Below are 20694 nucleotides of genomic sequence, written 5' to 3' on the forward strand. Positions count from 1 at the left end.
GAGCAGATATGAAATACGAATCTCAAAGGGTCGCCATGCCCTACTTCATCTTTGCCCTGATTCTGTTTGCCGGCCAGATTGTGTTCGGCCTGATTCTGGGTCTCCAGTACGTTGTCGGTGATTTCCTGTTTCCGGAAATCCCTTTCAACGTTGCGCGGATGGTGCATACCAACCTGCTGATTGTCTGGCTGCTCTTCGGCTTCATGGGCGCCACCTACTACATGGTTCCGGAAGAAGCCCAGACCGAACTGCACAGCCCCCTGCTGGCGTGGATTCTGTTCTGGGTGTTCGCGGCAGCCGGCACGCTGACCATCCTGGGCTACCTGTTTGTGGACTACGCGACCTTGGCAGAAGTCACCATGAACAAGTTGCTACCCACCATGGGCCGGGAGTTCCTGGAGCAACCCACGATAACCAAGATCGGTATCGCCGTGGTCGTGGTGGCGTTCCTCTATAACATCGCCATGACCGCGCTGAAAGGCCGCAAGACCGTGGTCAACATCGTGCTGATCACCGGCCTGGTAGGCCTGGCCGTATTGTGGCTGTTCTCCTTCTACAACCCCGGTAACCTGGCCACCGACAAGTACTTCTGGTGGTTTGTGGTCCACCTGTGGGTAGAAGGCGTGTGGGAACTGATCATGGGTGCCATCCTGGCCTATGTGTTAATCAAGCTCACCGGTGTAGACCGCGAAGTGATCGAGAAGTGGCTGTACGTGATCATCGCCATGGCGCTGATTACCGGCATCATCGGTACCGGGCACCACTTCTTCTGGATCGGGCCGCCCGAATACTGGCTCTGGCTGGGTTCTGTGTTCTCTGCACTGGAACCGCTTCCGTTCTTCATGATGGTGGTCTTCGCCTTCAACATGATCAACCGTCGCCGACGCAACCACCCGAACAAGGCCGCCATGCTGTGGGCCATGGGTACAACCGTCATGGCATTCCTGGGCGCTGGCGTGTGGGGCTTCCTGCACACTCTGGCTCCGGTGAACTGGTACACCCATGGTAGCCAGATTACCGCAGCCCACGGCCACATGGCCTTCTATGGCGCCTACGTAATGATTGTACTGACCATCATTTCCTACGCCATGCCAATCATGCGCGGTCGCCCCTACGGCAACAGCAATACCGCCCAGATTGTGGAAATGTGGGGCTTCTGGCTGATGACCATCTCCATGGTGTTCATCACCCTGTTCCTGACCGCTGCCGGCGTCCTGCAGGTTTGGCTGCAGCGTCTTCCGGAAAGCGGTGAAGCGCTGTCCTTCATGGCAGGCCAGGATCAGATCGCCCTTTTCTACTGGATGCGATTTGTCGCCGGTGCCTTCTTCATGGCCGGTCTGGTGGTGTACTTCGGTAGCTTCTTCATCAAGGGCGAAGCCAGCCCGGCTGAGGAAGTCCGTGGTCCTGCCACGGCAGACGCCTGATAAAGTCTGATCGCCGGGGCCTTCGGGCCCCGGCACATTCCCGAAACCCTGGACAACCTCTGTGCATGCGCAAGCCGTCAACCCGAAAGACACCCTCCAGCAGAAGCGCCTGATTACCCGCAGCGCCTTCTTCCTGCTGTTTTTGCTTGCGCCCGTACTCAATATTTTCCGTTACGACCTGACCGAAACCCGCTTCATACTGCTGGGCTTTCCCCTGTCGTTTAACCTGAATCTGGACTGGGTCGCCCAGAGCACTCCCGCCGAGGTGGCTGGCCAGATCCTGTTCTGGTTTGTCTTGCCCATTCTGGTGCTGGTGCCTCTGGTTCTGTGGATTGCCTTCAGGTGGGGCCGCCTGTATTGCGGCTGGCTGTGCCCCCACTTCTCCGTGGTAGAAACCATCAACGACCTGATGACCCGCATTACCGGCCGCCCAACCCTCTGGGAAGCCCTGAAAAAAGGCAGCACAGGCAAGGCCATTCACTGGGCCGGCCTTACTCTGGTGTGCGCCCTGATCGGTTTTTCCTGGGCCCTGGCATTACTTTCATATCTGCTGCCACCGATGGCCCTGTATACCGATCTGGTGACAGGCCAGCTTGGGCTGTATCCCGGCATTTTCCTGGCGGTAGCAACCGCTGTTTTTACCTTCGATTTCCTGTTTGCCCGGCACCTGTTCTGCAAATATGGCTGCGCCGTGGGGCTGGTACAAAGCATCGCCTGGATGACCAACGGCAAGGGCCGGGTGGTTACCTTCGATACCAAACGCGCTGCCGCGTGCCGGGACTGTACCAAAGCCTGCGACGAAGCCTGTCCCATGCGCCTGCCCACCCGCAGCCATAAGCGGGCGAAATTCAGCTGTACCCAGTGCCTGCAGTGCGTGAGCGCCTGCCGGGAAGTACAGAAAGACAACCCCGAAGGCTCCCTGCTGACCTGGGAGCCCGGCGAACCTGGCAAACAGACGGTGCTGATTCCCGTGCGCCAGGTGGAATCCACCCCGCGACAATCACGGGCCTGAACGACGAGGACACGAGATGGAAGAGTGGGTCGGACTGAAATGGCACGACTACGTAACCCGCCAGGCCATGGGCGAATTCCCCGAGTATGCCGTGCATCTGAAAGACGAAGCCCGCACACTCGGTGTCATGTTCCGGGCCATGGGCGGAGACCCTGCTCTGAGTCTGGTGACTGCTGAGCCCCGGCATTTCCAGATTCGCCGGCGATTCCTGCAAAAGCTGGCCGGCACCCACCGCAAATTTGAACTGGCCTGGCGCGATGAAGAAAGCCTGCGCCTGCCAGACAGACTGGCCCTGTTCCCGTCCCGCAAGGTGAACCGGGAGCTGTACCTGTGGCTGGCAGCCCTCGCGTCGCTCGGCGAAATTCACCACCACAGCTGGCTGCAAGGCAATCAGGCCATGGTGCAGGAACTGCTGAGCCGCTGGCCGGGCCTGGAGCCCATGTACCAGCGGCTGGTAAAACACACGCTGCAATGGCGTCCGGAACCAGACAGCCTTCGTGGCAACGAAGCCAGGCGCGAGGCCGCCATTCGCCAGGCCCTGATTCACCCGGGCAGCGTAGACGACCTGCCAGAAGCCCTGACCGACCCCTGGCCGGTGGTGCTCTGGCTGTATCCGGTACTGGGCCGGGGCAAACTCAAAGGCCAGATCATTGGCGACGACAACACCATGTCCAAATCCGGCGGCCTGGCCAAAAAACGCAAACGCCGCCGCGCCGAACGGGTGGATGCTTTCGATAAAGACCAGGGGCTGATGCTGTTCCGGCTGGAAAGCCTGTTTTCCTGGTCTGAATTCATTCCCATCGACCGCGCCGGCGACGACAGCGAAGAGGAAGACGCCGATGCCGTGGCGGACGACATGGACATGATCTCCGTGTCCCAGGACCGGCGCGAAGCCTCCTCCGCAATCAAGTTCGACCTGGACCTGCCCTCGGAAGAAAATGACGACCTGCATTTGGGCCCGGGCATTCATCTGCCGGAATGGGACTGGCGCCGCCAGGATTACCGGGCAAAATTCTGCTGCCTGCAGCCACTGCTCAGCAAAGACGCCACGCCGTCGCCGCTGCCAGAGCACCTGAATCGCTCCGCCAGGACCCTGCGTCGCCAGTTCAGTGCGCTGAAACCTCTGCGCCAGTGGGAACGCCGGCAGCTGGAAGGGGAAGAGCTGGACCTGGACGCATGCCTGGAACGCATGGTGCAGCACAAACGCGGCATTGGCGAAGTGGATCAGAAGCTGTTCCGCCAGTGCAAGCAGAACCAGCGGGACCTCGCCTGCCTGGTGCTTACGGATATTTCGCTGTCGACCGATACCTACATCAATAACCACCAGCGGGTGATCGACATCGCCCGGGACGGCCTGCAACTGCTGAGCGAAGCTCTCACCGCCAGCCGCGATCCGTTCGCCCTGTTTGCCTTCTCCTCCAGGCGGCGGGACCACATTCGCTTCCACCACATCAAGAGTTTCGACGAGCCATACAACGACACCACAAGAGGCCGTATCCAGGCCCTGGAACCGGGCTACTACACCCGTATGGGCGCCGCCATCCGTCAGTCCATAAAACTGCTACAGACCCGGCCAGAGCACCAGAAAATCTTACTTCTGCTGACCGACGGCAAACCCAACGACCTGGACCTGTACGAAGGTCGCTACGGCGTGGAAGACACCCGCATGGCCGTGCAGGAAGCCCACAAGGCCGGGCTGACCCCGTTCTGCGTGACCATCGACGAAGAAGCCAACGAATACCTGCCCTACGTGTTCGGCAGCAGCAACTTCGTGGTCATCAAAGACCCGACCCAACTGCCCGGCCAGCTACCCAAGCTGTACATGAACCTGACCCGTTAACGGAGACTGTCATGGCTGACGTACAAGCCGCCCACAGGCGGCACCTGCCCGGCGACATCGCGGTATGGTTTTTCATCTTTGCGGAACTGGCCGTGTTCGGCATTCTGTTTATCGGCTATGGCGTGGCCCGAAGCCTGGACCCGGCCACCTTCTCCGCCGGCAAGGAGGCCCTACATCCCTGGACCGGACTGATCAACACCGTTGGCCTGATCACCGCCAGCTACCTGGTCGCCCTGTCCGTTCATCGCCTGCGCAACCGGAAAACCGGCACAACCGCCCTGCTCTGGGCCGCCATCGCGGCGTCGTCCATTTACACCTTCGGCAAGCTCTACGAATACGCGGACCTCTACGCCAACGGCTACAACCTGGGCACCGACACCTTCTTCATGTTCTATTTCTTCCTGACGTTCTTCCACTTCATGCACGTGGTGCTGGGCCAGATCATCCTCGTGGTGCTGGCGGTAAAGGTGAAAAAAGGCGACTACAACGGCGACGACATGAACGGCATGGAGTCCGGCGCCTCCTACTGGCACATGGTCGACCTGGTGTGGCTGGTGCTGTTCCCGATGCTCTATGTCCTGGCCTGAGGAGACTTTCTGATGCTAGTGGTCTATATCGCGCTGATGATCTGTACGATGACGCCAGTTTTGGCCTTGCAGGCCGGTGCGGACATGTCGGTTTTGGTCTGGCTGGTGTTTGGGCTGGTGATCGTAAAAGCGGTTTTACTCGTTGATCACTTTATGGAAATGAAACATGCCCCCTGGGGCTGGCGTATGGCAGCTCAGGGCTGGGCGGTTGTCGTTGTCTCGGTTCTGGCAGGAATTCACCTGGCAGGCTAATAGCACGCGCCGCGGAATCCCGTGAGAAGGATCGAACGGCGGGGTCGGGTAGGTCCTTCCAAAAATTTGTGGAGCCATGGATGGCGGAACAGAAGCGCCACATGGATGTGCCGCAAGGAGCGTTTTTTGGAAGGACCTACCCGACCCTGCCTTGCACCAAACCTCAAGTTACAACAATCGCCGCGGAAACATAGGCGGCTTGTTGCCAATAGCCTGCGCCAGAGCAATCATCCCCCAGAGTACGAACGACGTGTGCAGAACGACAGCCCAGACAATGGCATAGGTCCAGAATAACCCGGTGTTGCCGTAGATGAGCCAGCAAACAGCAACCCCCGAACTGATCAGCATAGCTCCCAGTATCGACATATAAACCGCCGCCTTGCTATGGGCCCGCCGCAACGCATGCGCATCACCGGATTTCATGGCAATCGTCAGTAACACAACGAAGCCGATAATCGGCAACGCCAGCAGGTTCAGCAAATACCAGATAACCGGGGCAATCGCCCCGGGCGGTTCAGTCTTCGGACTGCCCGAATACGGCATACACCACCTCCATCAGTGCGTTAACAGTGACCGCGTCATCCGATAGCGGCTCAATCATTCCGGCCCGGCAGGCTTCGATGTGGGGCATACCGGATGCGATCAGGTATGCGGTGTGGATCAGCAACCGAGTTGAGGCTGCTTCCTCCAGATCGTGATCTTTGAGCTTGCGCAGCGAGGTTGCCAGCCCTACCAGCTGCTTCGCAAGGTCGGCATCGCAGCCGGACTCCTGCTGAACGATGGTCTGCTCCACATCCGGCGTCGGGTAATCGAAGCTCATGGAGACAAAACGCTGCCGGGTACTGGGTTTCATGCCTTTCAGCAAACTCTGGTAACCCGGGTTGTAAGACACCACCAGCATGAAACCGGGTGCTGCCTTGAGCAGTTCGCCGGTGCGTTCGATGGGCAGTTCCCGGCGGTCGTCCGCCAGCGGGTGCAGTACCACGGTGGTGTCTTTTCGTGCTTCCACTACTTCATCAAGGTAGCAGATTCCGCCTTCCCGCACCGCCCGGGTCAGCGGACCATCTTGCCAATAGGTGCCGTCCGGACCGATCAGGTGGCGGCCAACCAGGTCAGAGGCGGTAAGGTCATCGTGGCAGGCCACGGTGTAGACCGGGCGACCGAGTTTTTCGGCCATGTAGCGGACAAAGCGGGTTTTACCACAGCCGGTGGGGCCTTTGATCAGTACCGGCAGGCCGTTGTCGGCAGCGGCGGTGAACAGTTCGACTTCGTTGCCGGCGGGTTGGTAGAAGGTCATAAACAGCTTCCTTTTAAGGCTGGGAATCGGGTGAGGCAAAGCCGTGCACCCATTCCGGGAAAAGATTGAATATCTGGCGATCGTCGCTGCGCTTCAGTTCCAGCAATGCCCTCAGGCACTGCTGTAATCCGGGGTTCGTGGTGTCGGTACCGGCATACCAGCCAGCACCTGAAACGGGCTTTCCCTGCCAGGTAATGGCCAGGCCCTGGGATTCCAGGAACGGCGTCACCAACCCAAGTTCCGAGACCGCCGCATGGGTGTTGTTGTGCAGCAACAAACCCAGGGCAGAGCTGAAATCACCTGCTTCATATCGCTGCCCCGGTTTCGGCGTTATACCCTCGGCAGCCAGGGCCTTGAGTGCAAGCTGCCCGGAGAGCGGATCAGTTCCTGCCACCAGCGAGACATCCCGCCCTTCCAGCTCCCCCAGTGTTCTCACACCGGCGGTTCTCCGGGTTACCCAGACCGGAACCGGATCCTGGCCATCGGCGTTGACGGCCCGGAGCTTGAGCCTGCCCTCCCAGCCATCCTGCCGGTACACCAGGTCACTCTCAACCTGAGCCTCACCCTCAACGGCTTGATTGAACACCAGCTCTGCCTTGCAGTTCTGTTTGTCGAGATAACGCTGCAGCCGGTAACTGGCCACGGTGACAGACCTGGATTCCGTTTGTACTTCAAGTCGCACCGGCCCGGAAAACTGGCCGGCGCTGACGGTACCGGCCCAGAGCATAAACAGCCAGCCGCCAGCGGCCACCCTCATCTCACAAGCCCAGCTGGTGCGCCCGGTTGGTGAAGAAGATGCCAGACGGCTTTTGTGCCGGCAGGGTTGCCACTTCTTCCAGGGTTCGGGTGTTATAGACGGTCACCCGATCACTGTCCCGGGAAGATACCCACACTTCCTCACCGCGCGGGGTGAATTCCATGTGCAGAACGGACTTGCCGGGCTCCAGGGTACGGATGATTTCCCGGGTGCGGGAATCAATCACCTGCACCACGTCGTTCTTCGGGTGCGCAAAGCTGACCCAGATCTGGCGGTTGTCCGGGCTGGCCATGACAAACACCGGCTGGCCCTGCACCGGAATGCGCTGCACCATGCTCCAGTCTTCCATATCGGCGACCAGAACCTCATGGCGACCGACCGCCGGCACAAAGGCATAACCGTCGGCGATGGCCCAGCCTTCCAGGTGCGGCATCTTGTAGACCGGCAGGCGCTGCTCGCCCTTGCCGTAATCCGGCAGGATGGTCTGCGCGCCCTGTTTCGGCTCCCACAGATCCATCATCGACAAGCCGTCTTCGCCGAACAGGCCGGCAATATAGAAGCGGCCATCGGGGGTGATCAGCGCGTCGTAGGGCTCTTTACCAGCCTCATGGCGAGTCACGCCCGGCGGATTGCTGTGCATATCCACGGTCCAGATTTCACCGGCCTCGAACAGGCTGAACACAAACTGGTTGCCCGGGGCATCCACCAGGCCCACGGTCTTGGACTGATCCTGCACGCCCTGGGCGTTGGTATAGTACGCGGGAATTTCCACCACGGTATCCAGGGTCTCACTGTCGAAAATGTTCACGCCGCCGGGCTCGTAGTTGGACACCGCCACGTAACGACCATCCTGGGAAATGGCTCCACCGATACTGTTGCCGGACTGAATGATCCGATCGATCACCGTACGGGTGAGCAGGTCGACTTTGGTGAGCCCGCCATCACGACCAAACACATAGCCGTAGCGGGCATCCCGCGAGTACACCACTGAGGCGTGAGACAAATCGCCCAGGCCTTCTACCCGGCCCAGGATTTCATGTTCGGAGTGGTCCACCACCAATACTGAGCCGGTGGCCCGCTCTATGATCAAACCCAGGTCACCTGTGCCGCGAAGCTCAACAGGCTCCGGCACCGACAGGGATTGGCAGCCGGTGATCACGGTGGCGGCGATGGTCAGTGCAATCGGTGCAAACAGACGTTTCATCGTGAGTCCTTCGGTTATCGGCTTCGGGAAGAATCGGTTTCGGGGGCAATCAGGGCGCCGGATTTCAGCTGCTCGCTGATCCAGGCAATTTCCTGGTCGGTCAGCAGGGCTTTCCAGGGTGGCATCGCCGTACCGGGAACGCCCTCCCGAATGATGGCTGCAATAGCTGCCTCTGGCAGGGATTCGATATCCTCAGGCCGTAAGGGCGGGCCAAGGCCGCCTTTCAGTTTCAGGCCATGGCAAGAGCCACAATCCTGAATGACAAAATTGGCCAACTCATCCTCGGTTTCCGGTGCCCCGGCAACAGCGCCTGCCGTCAGCATCAGGGCGGTAGCCAATACACTCACTTGCCAGCAAACGCCCAGTGCGGACCGTTTCATCAGCGCTCTCCTGAAGGATCACAGTCATGCTGCAATCCCAACAATTTCATGGCCTTGATATTGATTAAATTTGTGGCAGGTATCCAGTGATCTTTAGGCATACGCCATCTACCACCTGCGAGGTACTCTCTTGAAAACCAGCATCTTTCTGACATTAATCAAGGTTCATAAGCCATAACAAGAGAAACCTAGGAGTACTCTTGAACCCCAAGGAGAGAACCTGATGAGAGTAACCAAACTGATGATCAAGCCGCTGGCACTGGCCGTGGCCATTACGTCGTTGGGCGTAATGAACGCACAGGCAGCCCCGAAAGATCCTGACAAGTCCACCATGGCCTATGAAGGCACCCCCAGTGCAGTAGATGCGGAATCTGCCAAAATTGTTCGCTCCCCAGGTGCGCCGGATCTGACCGATGCAGAATTCGAGAAAGCGAAGCAGATCTACTTCCAGCGCTGCGCCGGCTGTCACGGCGTACTGCGTAAAGGCGCCACTGGTAAACCGCTGACTCCGGACATCACCCAGGAGCGCGGTATCGACTACCTCAAGGCGTTTATCAGTTACGGCTCCCCGGCCGGCATGCCGAACTGGCTGACGTCCGGTGACTTCGATGAAGAAACCGTGGAACTGATGGCCAAGTACATCATGCACGAGCCTCCCATGCCTCCCGAATTCAGCCTGGCTGACATGAAGGAAACCTGGGAAGTGATCGTTCCGCCGGAAGACCGGCCGACCAAGCAAATGAACGACCTGGATCTGGAAAACATCTTCAGCGTCACCCTGCGTGATGCCGGCCAGATCGCCCTGATCGACGGTGATTCCAAGGAAGTCGTGAAGATCATCGATACCGGCTACGCAGTGCACATCTCCCGGATGTCTGCCTCCGGCCGCTACGTGTTGGTTATCGGTCGTGACGCCCTGATCAACATGATCGATCTGTGGATGGAAGAACCGCAGACCGTCGCCAAGATCAAGGTCGGCATGGAAGCACGCTCTGTCGAAACCTCCAAGTACAAGGGCTGGGAAGACAAGCTCGCCATTGCCGGCACCTACTGGCCACCGCAGTTCGTGATCATGGACGGCGACACTCTGGAGCCCAAGAAGATTGTGAGCACCCGGGGCATGACCGTGAGCACCCAGGAATACCATCCTGAGCCACGGGTAGCTGCCATTGTCGCCTCCCACGCCCACCCGGAATTCATCGTCAACGTGAAAGAAACCGGCAAGATCATGCTGGTGAACTACGAAGACATGGAGAACATGAACATCACCTCCATTGATGCAGCGGAATACCTGCACGATGGCGGCTGGGATGCCAGCATGCGTTACTTCCTGACGGCGGCCAACAACTCCAACAAGATTGCGGTTGTGGATGCTCAGGATCGTAACCTGGAGGCGATTGTTGATGTTGGCAAGATTCCGCATCCGGGACGTGGCGCCAACTTTGTTGACCCCGAGCATGGTCCGGTCTGGGCGACCTCTCACCTGGGTGATCAGACCATCCAGATGATCGGTACCGACCCGGAAGGCCATCCAGACAAAGCCTGGAAGGTGGTTCGCACGGTGGATGGCCAGGGTGGTGGCTCACTGTTCGTGAAGACCCATCCGAAGTCCAAGAACCTGTGGGTAGACACCGCCCTGAACCCGGCGGAAGCCGTAAGCCAGAGCGTAGCCGTCTTCGACATCAACAACTTTGATGCCGGCTATGACGTGCTGCCGATTGCCGACTGGGCAGAGCTGGGCGAAGGTCCCAAGCGTGTGGTACAGCCGGAATACAACAAGGCGGGCGATGAAGTGTGGTTCTCTGTCTGGAACACCCAGGACAAGAAATCCGCCATTGTTGTAGTCGACGACAAGACACGCAAGCTGAAGAAGGTGATCAAGGGCGACTACATGGTCACCCCGACCGGTAAGTTCAACACTTACAACACCCAGCACGACGTGTACTGATCCCGGCCCCGGCCCGGAGGAGCAACCTGATGAGACTGGATGCGGCAGACAGACAACTGATCGACAGTTACCAGCGTAACCTGCCGGTCTGCGAACGCCCCTACGAGGAAATGGCCCGGACACTGGGCCTGACCGAGGAAGAGGTTATCCAGAGACTGTCTGCCCTGCAGGAACAGCAGGTGCTCAGCCGGGTCGGCCCGGTGTTTGAACACAGTCAGGCGGGCGCCAGCCTGCTGGCTGCCGTGGCCGCGCCAGAAGAACAGATGGATCTGGTGGCGGCCCGGATCAACCGTGCCCCGGGCGTGAATCATAACTACGCCCGGGAGCACACCTACAACCTCTGGTTCGTGATGACCGCTCCGGATGAAGACACTCTGGAGGAACGGCTGGACGAGCTGGAACACCAGTTGAAGCTGCCGATGCTGAGACTGCCAATGGTCGAGGGTTACCATATCGATCTGGGCTTTGACATCGACTGGGAGGCATTACCATGAACCTGCCAGCCACCGGCCCGAACTACAGCTATCTGTTTGATACCGAATCCATGAGTGCCTGGGGCCTGCTGAGGTTACGCGAGCAGCTGGAAAACGGCCTCCCCCTGACACCTCGCCCCTATCAGACCCTGGCCGAGCGCACCGGGCTGTCCGAACAACAGGTTATGAACGCTGTCAGCCAGTGGCAGCAGCAGGGCCTGATCAAACGCCTGGGACTGGTAGTCAAGCATCGCACCCTGGGCTATCGGGCTAACGCCATGGTGGTCTGGAACGTACCGGACGATCGGGTTTCGACGCTCGGCAATGCCATGGCAGCCGCCGCTTGTGTCACCCTCTGTTACCAGCGCCCAAGACGCTTGCCAGACTGGCCCTACAACCTGTTCTGCATGATTCACGGCGTCAGTCGCGAACGGGTTCTGAATCAGCTCGCTGGTCTGATTGAGCAACACGAGTTGAGCAATGTGGATCACGCCATCCTGTTCAGCAACAAAGCCTACCTGCAGCGCGGAGGCCGTTATGTCAGCAATTGCTGAGCGTTCAAAGCCATCAGACCACATGCCTGTACTACCCGAATTCACGCCCCTGGAGCGTGCCATCATCAACCGCCTGCAATACGGCCTGCCACTTACGCGAACCCCCTACAAAGACGTGGCCGATGAATTGGGTGTATCAGAAGTAACTCTGCTGAAGCACCTCCAGGCATTGCTGGACAACGGGACCCTGACTCGTTTTGGCCCCATGTTTCATGCTGGCGAAATGGGCGGCGGCCTGACGCTCGCGGCCATGCGCATTCCGGATGAAGATTTCGCCAATGTGACCGAGCAGGTGAACAGCTTCCCCGAGGTAGCCCACAACTACCGCCGCGAGCATGAGTTGAACATGTGGTTTGTTCTGGCCACGGAAACACCGGAAGGCATTGACGAAACCATCAAGCGGATTGAGTTACTTACGGGCTACCCGGTCTACAACATGCCCAAGGAGCAGGAGTTCCATGTCCACCTTCACTTTGAAGTCTGACCCGGTGCTGAGTAACCGGGATCGTGAACTCATCGTTGCCACCCAATCCGGATTACCGCTGGTTTCCGACCCTTGGGCCGAACTGGGAAAACAGCTCGACATGCCCGCAGACGAGGTGCTGTCACGTTTTCAACGAATGCAGGAAGCCGGGGTCATCCGGAGAGTCGCGGCGGTACCGGATCACTACAAACTCGGGTACCGGTTCAATGGCATGACCGTATGGGATGTCCGGGATGATGCAATCGCCGAACTCGGCGAGAAAGTCGGCTGCCTGCCCTTTGTCAGCCACTGCTACCGCCGACCAAGACACCTGCCCTACTGGAGCTTCAACCTCTTTGCCATGGTGCATGGGATCAGCCGCGAGGAAGTCGAGCACAAGGCAGCCCAAATCCGCGAGGTACTCGGCGACGCCTGCACCGGACACACCATCCTGTACAGTTCCGCCATCCTGAAAAAAACAGGATTACGACTGAAAAAACAAACAGATAGGCAGTAGCACGTACCTCCTGAAGTACTCCATCAAAGGTATGGATACCCAGCGCCCGCAGGGGGATAGTTAGAAGGGCAGAGAGCCGGTAAAGGCCCGCCCGGAGAGGCAAGAAAGCCACTCCCGATGAGAGAGAAAAACTATGTTTCGCATGACCCGCTACATCAAGAGCCTGATGAACCCGGTACCGGTGCGCCCGGTCCCCAAGCCCAGCGGCCCGGTGGTAATCTGGAACCTGATCCGCCGTTGCAACCTCACCTGCAAGCACTGCTATTCGATTTCAGCGGACATCGACTTCAAGGGCGAACTCACCACCCAGGAAGTCTACAAGGTGATGGACGACCTGAAAGCCTTCGGCGTACCGGTACTCATCCTCTCCGGCGGCGAACCCCTGATGCGACCCGACATCTTTGATATTTCCCACCGGGCTAAAGCTATGGGCTTCTACGTGGGCCTGTCCACCAATGGCACCCTGATTACCGAAGACAACATCAGCAAAATCGCCGAGGTGGGCTACGACTACGTAGGCATCAGTATCGACGGCCTGGAAACCACCCACGATGAATTCCGCCAGAAAAAAGGCGCCTTCAAAGAGTCCATGCACGCCGTAGCCCTGTGCAAGCAAGCCGGCATCAAAGTGGGCCTGCGCTTCACCCTGACCCAGGATAACTACCCGGAACTGCCGGCCATGCTGGAGATGCTGGACGAGCACCAGATCGACAAGTTCTACCTGTCTCACCTGAACTACTCCGGCCGGGGCGGCCGCAACAAGAAGCGGGATGCCTGGTACGACATGACCCGCGATGCCATGAACCTTCTGTTCAACCACTGCCACGACGAACTCAAGCGCGGTATCGAGCGGGAGTACGTCACCGGCAACAACGATGTTGATGGTCCCTTTCTGATTGAGTGGGCCAAAGAGCATTACCCGGACCAGGTCGACGCCCTCACCCAGCGGCTGACCAACTGGGGCGGCAACTCCTCCGGCGTGAATATCTCCAATATAGACAACCTCGGCGTGGTGCATCCGGACACCTTCTGGTGGGATCACAACCTGGGCAACGTGCGGGAAACCCCGTTTTCGAAGATCTGGTCGGAAACCACCGATCCGCTGATGCAGGGCTTCCGCCAGCATCCGCGCCCGGTAAAAGGGCGCTGCGCAGACTGCAAATACCTGAATATCTGCAACGGCAATACCCGGGTACGGGCTTACAACGTGTCTGGCGACTTCTGGGAGGAAGATCCGGGCTGCTATCTCACCAACGAGGAAATCGGGGTAGTTGATAACACCCCGCGACGGGTCGCCGCTCCGGTGATCGAAATCCCGGTTCACAATCTTTAAGGAACGCGCCATGACCACAAACCCGCGAAAAAAATGCCTGGTGGAGTTCCAGCTTGCGGAACAACCTCTGCGGCCGGGAGAAGTTGCTATTGTCGGTGCCGGGCCGGGTGACCCAGGGTTACTCACGCTGCGCGCGCTGATGCTGATTCAGCAGGCCGATGCCGTTGTTTATGATCGCCTGGTTTCCCCGCAGATCATGGAACTGGTGAACCCCCGTGCTGAACGCATTCATGTGGGCAAGGCCAGCGGGTGCCACTACGTACCCCAGGAAGAAACCAACGAACTGCTGGTGCAACTGGCCATGAAACAGCGGCGGGTAGTTCGCCTGAAAGGCGGCGATCCATATATTTTTGGCCGCGGCGGAGAAGAAGCTGAGTTCCTGGTGGACAATGACATCGATTTCCAGGTGGTGCCCGGCATTACCTCTGCAGCGGGGTGCGCCTCTTACTGCGGCATTCCTCTGACCCACCGGGATTATTCCCAGAGCGTGACCTTCGTCACCGGTCACCGCAAGGCCGACCAGACTCTGGAACTGAACTGGCCGGTACTGGCCGCGCCGGGACAAACCCGGGTGTTCTACATGGGCCTGCACAATGCACCGACCATTGTTCGCGAACTGACGGCCCACGGCCTTTCAGACAACTGCCCGGTGGCTCTGGTGGAACGCGGCACCACACCACTGCAACACATGACGGTCACCACCCTGAAAGACCTGGTAGACACCATTGATCGGGAAGACTTCCAGCCACCCACCTTGATTATTGTGGGCGAGGTGGTGCAACTGGCGGACAAGCTGGCCCGCCCGGCCCAGGCAGGATGGAACAGCGCCCTGACCGAGCCTGCCGTCACCGCCGGCCAACGGCCCGCCTGAACGCAAAACGTTATCTGACCAACCGGGAGCTGTAGCTGGTGAACCTGAACCAAGCCCGAGCAAGCCTGAACACCATCCTGCTGATCGCTGGCGCCCTGATCACAGGCCCGGCCCTGGCCGAACAGGCCAGCAGCCAGAACACAGAGACCCTCTACCTGCAGCAATGCGCGGCCTGCCACGGCCCGGACAGACTCGGTGGTATGGGCCCTGCGCTGCTGCCGGAGAACCTGGGCCGGCTGAAAAAAGCCGAGGCCGAACGGGTCATCCGGGAGGGGCGGCCAGCCACGCAGATGGCGGGCTATAAAACCATCCTTAACGATCAGCAGATTGCGGAACTGACCGATTTCATCTATCAGCCCCCGAGCCACGAACTGAAATGGGGCGAGGCGGAAATCCGCAGCAGCCGGGAAGTCAGCCACCCCCAGGGCTCACTGCCGGATGAGCCGGTGTTTGAGGCGGACCTGATGAACCTGTTCCTGGTCGTGGAAATCGGCGACCACCATGTCACCCTGCTCGATGGCGACAAAATGGAGCCCATCCACCGCTTCCCCAGCCGCTTCGCCCTGCACGGCGGCCCCAAATACAGCCCTGACGGCCGTTATGTGTACTTTGGCTCCCGGGATGGCTGGATTACCAAATACGATATCTACAATCTGAAAGTGGTGGCCGAAGTTCGCGCCGGCATCAACATGCGCAACATCGCAGTTTCCGCTGACGGCGACTATGTGCTGGCAGCAAACTACCTGCCCCACTCCATGGTGCTGTTCGACGCCGCCAATCTGGAGATGCTGAATTTTATCCCCGTTGAAAACGATACCGGAGAGAGCTCCCGGGTAAGCGCCGTCTACGCCGCACCACCCAGAAGCAGCTTTATTGCTGCCCTGAAAGACATTCCCGAAGCCTGGGAAATCACCGTCGAAAACCGCGAGGCAAAGGTGCGCCGAATGGCCACCGACACCCTGCTGGACGACTTCTTCTTCGACCCGGGCTACCAGCACCTGATCGGCGCCGCCCGCGACGGCACGCACGGCGTGGTAATCGACCTGGATACCGGTAAAACCACCGCCGAACTACCGCTGCCTGGCATGCCTCACCTCGGATCCGGCATTACCTGGGAGTATGAGGGCCGCCGGGTCATGGCCACTCCCCACTTCCGGGCCGGCGCCATCTCCATTATCGACATGGACACCTGGGAAGTGATCAAGACTCTGAAAACCGAAGGTCCCGGTTTTTTCATGCGCAGTCACGAAAATTCCCGTTACGCCTGGGCAGATGTGTTCTTCGGCCCCAACGCTGACAAGGTGCACATTATCGACAAGCAGACCCTGGAGATCGTCAAAACGCTTCAGCCGGAGCCGGGAAAAGTGGCCGCGCACGTGGAATTCGACCGCCATGGCGAGAAGCTGCTGCTGAGCATCTGGGATGATGATGGCGCCATCATTGTCTATGACGCAGACACCCTGGAAGAGGAAAAACGCATTCCGATGAACAAGCCGTCCGGCAAGTACAACGTCTGGAACAAGATCAACTACGAGGAAGGCACCAGCCACTGACCCTTATCGACTGAGTAACATAGGCTTAATGGTTTAAGTCATTTCGAATGTAGCTTTCATGGTAGGATAATTGACCTAAGCTAATGCAGCCGGGGTCAAGATATGAACAGCAGTTTCAGGCCGCCCGTGGCCTCCGCACCATGCCTGCTGGGTAGCGACAGTGATGATCTGATGCACTACAGTGTCGCACCCGCCGAAGTGGCACTCCTGAATGGCCTGAGCCACGCCTTCGGAATCTGCCTGAACGAAAACCAGGACAATCCGGAGGCCCGGTTTCTCAGTCATCTCGCCAGCCTGTTTCAGCAACAACGGGTTGATCCGGAAACCCCGCTGGAAAAACACGACCGTCCCTGGGGCAATGTCTATCTGGTTCAGTACGGCATCCTCCGATTGTTCCGGGAATCCCCGGCCGGCAAGGTCGCCGTCCATCATTTCTTTTCAGAGGGTGACCTGATCTGGCCGGTCTTTGGTCGCAGCCGCACGGTTCGCAATACCTTATGCCTGACCAGTGTTCTGCCTGCCACCCTGTGGGTAGCTGATTTTGCGGCGTTCCGTTCGGCCATTCAAAGCTACGGCGATGGCCAATGGCACAAGTTTGCCCTGGTACTGACAGAGGAAATCGCAGAACTGACCAGCATGCGGGAATACCGAAAACACACCATGTCGGCCCGGGAACGCTACCAGCTGCTGCTGGAGGAATATCCGGAGTTGGTCAAGCGGGTGCCGGACAACCAGCTCGCTTCCTGGCTGGGTGTGGTGCCCGCCACCTTCTCCCGCCTCAAGACCGCCTTTGCCAACCAGAGCAAGAACCCATAAAAAAGCGGCGGAACTTCGTCCGCCGCCAATACCTGAGTTAAGGTCCTGCTTCGATTAACCGTGCAGCTTGATCGCCAGTTCCGCCACGTGCTTGCCCTGGAAACGGGCAATGGCCAGTTCTTTCTCACTGGGCTGCCGACTGCCATCACCGCCGGCAATGGTCGAGGCGCCATAGGGCGTGCCGCCGTTCACTTCTGAAATATCGAAGAATTCCGGTATGCCGTAACCCAGCGGCACCAGCACCATGCCGTGATGAGCAAGAGTGGTCCAGAAGGAGGTAATAGTCTGTTCCTGACCACCGCCGGTGCCGGTGGAGGTGAAGACGCTGCCGACCTTGCCATGGAGCTTGCCCTCAGCCCAGAGGCCACCGGTCTGGTCCAGGAACGTACGCATCTGGCCGGCCATGTTGCCGAAGCGTGTCGGGGTACCGAAGATAATGGCGTCGTAGTCTGCCAGTTCTTTCGGGTCCGCCACCGGGGCACCCTGATCGGCCTTGCCACCGGCATTCAAAAAGGCTTCATCGGCCATGGTCTCCGGAACACGCTTGACAACAACATCGGCCCCATTCACACCGCGAGCGCCTTCGGCCACGGTATTGGCCATGGTCTCGATGTGACCGTACATGGAGTAATAAAGAACAAGAATTTTCGCCATCGCAACAATCTCCTGTGTGTGCGTTCAATGATTCAAAGCCTAACTGCTCTGTCGGCAAGACAAAAACGGAAGTTTTCCGGCAGGTCTTTCAGTTTTTCTGAACGAAGTCACAGAATGTTCATGGGCCACGATTTGCGTACACTTGTACGCTGAAATACCCTATACTTTCGTTGAATCGCAATTTCCCCATAAGGCAATTATCCAAACCATGACGCACAGCCAGCCAGATTCCGTTCATCACAGGATAGAAGAGTGGATTAACAGCGCCACCCACGGTATTGGAGCCCTGCTGAGTGTGGTAGGGACGGTCGCCCTGATCGCAGGCGCCAGCCAACTGGGGGATGTCTGGAAGATTGTCAGTTTCAGCGTATTCGGTGCCTCACTGATTCTGTTGTACATGGCGTCCGCGCTCTACCACGGCGCCCGCCATCCGCGCCTGAAAACGGCCTTCAAGACCCTGGATCACTGCGCCATTTTCCTGCTGATTGCCGGTACCTACACACCCTTTCTGCTGATCAACATGCGTGGCACCACCGGCTGGACCCTGTTTGCCGTCATCTGGTCCCTGGCGCTGACCGGCGTGGTACTGAAGGTGATCTTCAAAAACCGTTTCAAGCTGGCACGGGTAGGTATCTACATTGCCATGGGCTGGCTGATCACCTTCGCGTCATCCGACCTGGTGGCCAACCTCAGTGAGACGGCTCTGCAACTGACCATCGCTGGCGGCATTGTCTACACCGCCGGCGTTGCCTTTTACCTGGCCGACCGCATCCCTTATATGCACGCGGTCTGGCACCTGTTCGTCATTGGCGGCAGCGCCTGTCACTTCAGCGCCATTTATTTTGGCGTATTGCCGCACAGCGTCTAGAACGCCCAGACCATCGCCATCAGGACACCCCAGGCCGTCAGCGAGGCTGCCATCACTGTGTAGGTGGCGGACATGGCCACCACATCGTTATCTGTGCGCTGGCACAAGGAACGAACCCCCTGGTAGATAAGCGCACAGGACAGAAACATACCTGCAAACACAGCGATGACGCTCACCGCCAGCACCGGAACCAGCAGCGCCAGGGACGACAGCCACAGCGGCAGTGGTGCAATGGCTGCCAGCAGGTAAGCATCCGGGTACTCAATCTGTAGCTGATGACCATCAAGTACCGCCTTGATCAGCCACCCCATTACGAAGAAGGTCAACAGCTCTGCCAGAAACAGAATGGTGGTTATAAAACGCCATTCCTTATCCGCAAACCCGTTAATGAAACTGTCACCGTAGTGAGTTCCGGCGTAATACAACAACACCGGTGGCAGAAACGACATGGGCACCACAATCACCCAGGCCAGAAACGGGATGGAGAGGTTCATTCCCTTGAGTTCGCGCCAGACACCATTCGCGGAGAACGGCAGGCTCAGGAGTTGTGTCATTGTCATGGTATCCACCTGTATCATGCTTTCTTAATCTCACTTTTAGTGGAGCACCACAACGGCTTCAAGGTCGCCAGATGACCTTGAGCAAGTCTCCCCCCACCTGCCGGAGAGCGGACGATGACCACCAGGCCCCTGAAGCCCATCCATACGTTCTGGTTGTTCTTTCCGGCGGCATCGCTCTGGGCCGCCGCGGTGGTTCCGCTGTCGATATATGCGGTGCTATCCGGCTCCGGCTGGCCACCCGGGCTGATTGGCGCCGGCCATGGCCATGAGCTGATTTTTGGTTTCGCACTGGCATTGATCGCCGGTTACACACTGGGGCCGCAACCCCGACGCGCCCTCGTTCTGCTCTTTGGGCTCTGGTTAGCGGCCCGGCTTGCCTGGCTGCTGGCACCCGAAACGCTCTTCGCACAGTTACTCAGCCCGGCTTTTGCATTGCTGCTGGCATGGCACGTAGTGCCGCGGTTTCAGGCGGCCAAGAAATGGCGCAACAAAATTGCCGGCCCGCTGATTCTCGTACTATGCCTGATGGCTTTGATCTACTTTCTGACAGAAACCGGCCTGCCGTTGCCGGACACCCGCCGACTGCTACAAACCACCATCCTGGGCCTGCTACTACTGATGACGTTTATGGGCGGAAGGATTATTGTACCGGCCGTGGCCGGGTCTCTGGAGAAACGGGGCGTCCCCCTGGAAGCTCGGGTACAACCCCACATAGAAGGAGCGCTGCTGGTCGTCCTGCCGATCGCCATGGCATTGATGCTGTTCAGTGCCACCGAACAACTGGCCGGCGCTCTTCTTCTCGCCGCCAGCGCACTTGTCGTTACCCGGATTGTCCGCTGGAAGCTCTGGCACTGCAGTAACCGGCCCGACCTGCTGGTGCTGGCCCTTGGCTATCTGTGGCTGGCCATCGGCTCGGCGTTCGCAGGCACTCACCTGCTGACCGAACGGCCGGTTCTTCCCGCGCTGCACCTGATTGTTGTCGGAGCGCTGGGGACACTCTCGGGGAGCGTGATGCTTCGACTGGCCTGGCAGCGGGCACGCCGGACATTTCCGCCAGCATGGCAGGTTACCGCCATCGCGATACTGGTGGCAGCCGCCACCATAAGCCGCTACCTGGCGGGGGCCACGCCCTACTCCCAACCTGAACTTCTATGGTTCTCTTCCGGCTGCTGGGCTCTGACCTTTGCAGGCGTCGCCGGTCAGGTCATGGCCCTATATCCGCTTGCGCAAAAACCCGGCACGGCCCGCCATAGCCACCGGAAATGATTGGCTACCTCTACTGCGCCAACTCGAAAAGCAACTACTACCTACGGCATACCACCAACATAAAC

The 20694-nt window shown here is 58.8% G+C and carries 22 protein-coding genes and 1 pseudogene; 16 read left to right on the forward strand and 7 right to left on the reverse strand.

Annotated features, from left to right (window positions below; translation table 11 throughout):
- Positions 1–8: 8 nt before the first annotated feature.
- The 5 genes from ARC85_RS11055 (at position 9) to ARC85_RS11075 (ending at position 5115) form a co-directional block, all read left to right on the forward strand.
- Positions 9–1424 (forward strand): cbb3-type cytochrome c oxidase subunit I, encoded by a 1416-nt coding sequence (locus tag ARC85_RS11055; protein WP_199452491.1) that lies wholly within the window; start codon positions 9–11, stop codon positions 1422–1424.
- A 61-nt stretch (positions 1425–1485) separates the two neighbouring features.
- A complete protein-coding gene (locus ARC85_RS11060) occupies positions 1486–2436 on the forward strand; it encodes a 4Fe-4S binding protein (protein ID WP_153740641.1) in 951 nt (316 codons plus the stop codon).
- 16 nt (positions 2437–2452) lie between these two features.
- Positions 2453–4276: a nitric oxide reductase activation protein NorD gene (locus ARC85_RS11065; RefSeq protein WP_153740640.1), complete on the forward strand. Its 1824-nt coding sequence runs from the start codon at positions 2453–2455 to the stop codon at positions 4274–4276.
- A gap of 11 nt (positions 4277–4287) precedes the next feature.
- Positions 4288–4863, forward strand: a complete 576-nt coding sequence (locus ARC85_RS11070; RefSeq protein WP_153740639.1) for a cytochrome c oxidase subunit 3 — start codon at positions 4288–4290, stop codon at positions 4861–4863.
- A 12-nt stretch (positions 4864–4875) separates the two neighbouring features.
- Positions 4876–5115: a cytochrome C oxidase subunit IV family protein gene (locus tag ARC85_RS11075; protein WP_011786561.1), complete on the forward strand. Its 240-nt coding sequence runs from the start codon at positions 4876–4878 to the stop codon at positions 5113–5115.
- A 168-nt stretch (positions 5116–5283) separates the two neighbouring features.
- Here the strand turns inward: ARC85_RS11075 and ARC85_RS11080 are convergent, their stop codons facing one another.
- From ARC85_RS11080 to ARC85_RS11100, 5 genes are read right to left on the reverse strand one after another with little or no spacing between them, the layout of a single operon-like run.
- Positions 5284–5658 (reverse strand): hypothetical protein, encoded by a 375-nt coding sequence (locus tag ARC85_RS11080; RefSeq protein WP_278350460.1) that lies wholly within the window; start codon positions 5656–5658, stop codon positions 5284–5286.
- Complete coding sequence (locus tag ARC85_RS11085) at positions 5630–6412, reverse strand: CbbQ/NirQ/NorQ/GpvN family protein (protein ID WP_278350461.1); 783 nt, start codon at positions 6410–6412, stop codon at positions 5630–5632. Before ARC85_RS11085 ends, ARC85_RS11080 begins: the two co-directional genes overlap by 29 nt.
- Positions 6413–6425: 13 nt before the next feature.
- Positions 6426–7169, reverse strand: a complete 744-nt coding sequence (locus ARC85_RS11090) for a PhnD/SsuA/transferrin family substrate-binding protein (RefSeq protein ID WP_278350462.1) — start codon at positions 7167–7169, stop codon at positions 6426–6428.
- A gap of 1 nt (position 7170) precedes the next feature.
- Positions 7171–8373 carry a cytochrome D1 domain-containing protein gene (locus ARC85_RS11095; protein ID WP_278350463.1) on the reverse strand — a complete coding sequence of 401 codons (1203 nt, stop codon included), beginning with the start codon at positions 8371–8373 and terminating at the stop codon, positions 7171–7173.
- Between the two features lie 14 nt (positions 8374–8387).
- Positions 8388–8753, reverse strand: a complete 366-nt coding sequence (locus tag ARC85_RS11100; protein ID WP_278350464.1) for a c-type cytochrome — start codon at positions 8751–8753, stop codon at positions 8388–8390.
- A gap of 223 nt (positions 8754–8976) precedes the next feature.
- Here ARC85_RS11100 and ARC85_RS11105 point away from each other — a divergent pair, with 223 nt between their 5' ends.
- The 9 genes and pseudogenes from ARC85_RS11105 (at position 8977) to ARC85_RS11145 (ending at position 17281) form a co-directional block, all read left to right on the forward strand.
- Positions 8977–10701, forward strand: coding sequence for a nitrite reductase (locus ARC85_RS11105; protein WP_278350465.1), 1725 nt, complete (start codon positions 8977–8979; stop codon positions 10699–10701).
- 29 nt (positions 10702–10730) lie between these two features.
- Positions 10731–11195 carry an AsnC family transcriptional regulator gene (locus ARC85_RS11110; RefSeq protein ID WP_011786568.1) on the forward strand — a complete coding sequence of 155 codons (465 nt, stop codon included), beginning with the start codon at positions 10731–10733 and terminating at the stop codon, positions 11193–11195.
- A complete protein-coding gene (ahbB, locus tag ARC85_RS11115) occupies positions 11192–11728 on the forward strand; it encodes a siroheme decarboxylase subunit beta (RefSeq protein WP_023008603.1) in 537 nt (178 codons plus the stop codon). The genes ARC85_RS11110 and ahbB (ARC85_RS11115) overlap by 4 nt, the downstream gene beginning before the upstream one ends.
- Before the next feature lie 22 nt (positions 11729–11750).
- Positions 11751–12212, forward strand: coding sequence for an Lrp/AsnC family transcriptional regulator (locus tag ARC85_RS11120; protein ID WP_014422490.1), 462 nt, complete (start codon positions 11751–11753; stop codon positions 12210–12212).
- Positions 12187–12708, forward strand: coding sequence for a siroheme decarboxylase subunit beta (gene ahbB, locus ARC85_RS11125; protein ID WP_199452493.1), 522 nt, complete (start codon positions 12187–12189; stop codon positions 12706–12708). Before ARC85_RS11120 ends, ahbB (ARC85_RS11125) begins: the two co-directional genes overlap by 26 nt.
- A gap of 133 nt (positions 12709–12841) precedes the next feature.
- A complete protein-coding gene (gene nirJ, locus ARC85_RS11130; protein ID WP_286714859.1) occupies positions 12842–14041 on the forward strand; it encodes a heme d1 biosynthesis radical SAM protein NirJ in 1200 nt (399 codons plus the stop codon).
- 37 nt (positions 14042–14078) lie between these two features.
- Positions 14079–14912 (forward strand): annotated as a pseudogene (gene cobA / locus ARC85_RS11135) (uroporphyrinogen-III C-methyltransferase); the annotation flags it as partial.
- 38 nt (positions 14913–14950) lie between these two features.
- Entirely contained in the window at positions 14951–16465 is a 1515-nt protein-coding gene (locus ARC85_RS11140) for a cytochrome D1 domain-containing protein (protein ID WP_278350467.1), read from the forward strand.
- Positions 16466–16567: 102 nt separating this feature from the next.
- The gene (locus ARC85_RS11145) at positions 16568–17281 is read left to right on the forward strand and encodes a Crp/Fnr family transcriptional regulator (protein WP_278350468.1); all 714 of its coding nucleotides are present in this window, start codon (positions 16568–16570) and stop codon (positions 17279–17281) included.
- A gap of 54 nt (positions 17282–17335) precedes the next feature.
- On the opposite strand, the gene wrbA is transcribed toward ARC85_RS11145, so the two are convergent.
- Positions 17336–17935: an NAD(P)H:quinone oxidoreductase gene (gene wrbA / locus ARC85_RS11150; RefSeq protein ID WP_014422496.1), complete on the reverse strand. Its 600-nt coding sequence runs from the start codon at positions 17933–17935 to the stop codon at positions 17336–17338.
- 208 nt (positions 17936–18143) lie between these two features.
- Between wrbA and trhA the strand changes: the two genes are divergently transcribed.
- Positions 18144–18803, forward strand: a complete 660-nt coding sequence (gene trhA, locus ARC85_RS11155; protein ID WP_286714860.1) for a PAQR family membrane homeostasis protein TrhA — start codon at positions 18144–18146, stop codon at positions 18801–18803.
- Here the strand turns inward: trhA and ARC85_RS11160 are convergent.
- The gene (locus ARC85_RS11160; protein WP_222179403.1) at positions 18800–19363 is read right to left on the reverse strand and encodes a YIP1 family protein; all 564 of its coding nucleotides are present in this window, start codon (positions 19361–19363) and stop codon (positions 18800–18802) included. The genes trhA and ARC85_RS11160 overlap by 4 nt on opposite strands.
- 114 nt (positions 19364–19477) lie before the next feature.
- On the opposite strand from ARC85_RS11160, the gene ARC85_RS11165 reads away from it, so the two are divergent.
- Complete coding sequence (locus ARC85_RS11165; protein ID WP_286714861.1) at positions 19478–20629, forward strand: NnrS family protein; 1152 nt, start codon at positions 19478–19480, stop codon at positions 20627–20629.
- Positions 20630–20694 lie beyond the last annotated feature (65 nt).

This window comes from Marinobacter sp. tcs-11 (genome assembly GCF_002049515.1).
GTDB lineage: Bacteria > Pseudomonadota > Gammaproteobacteria > Pseudomonadales > Oleiphilaceae > Marinobacter > Marinobacter nauticus.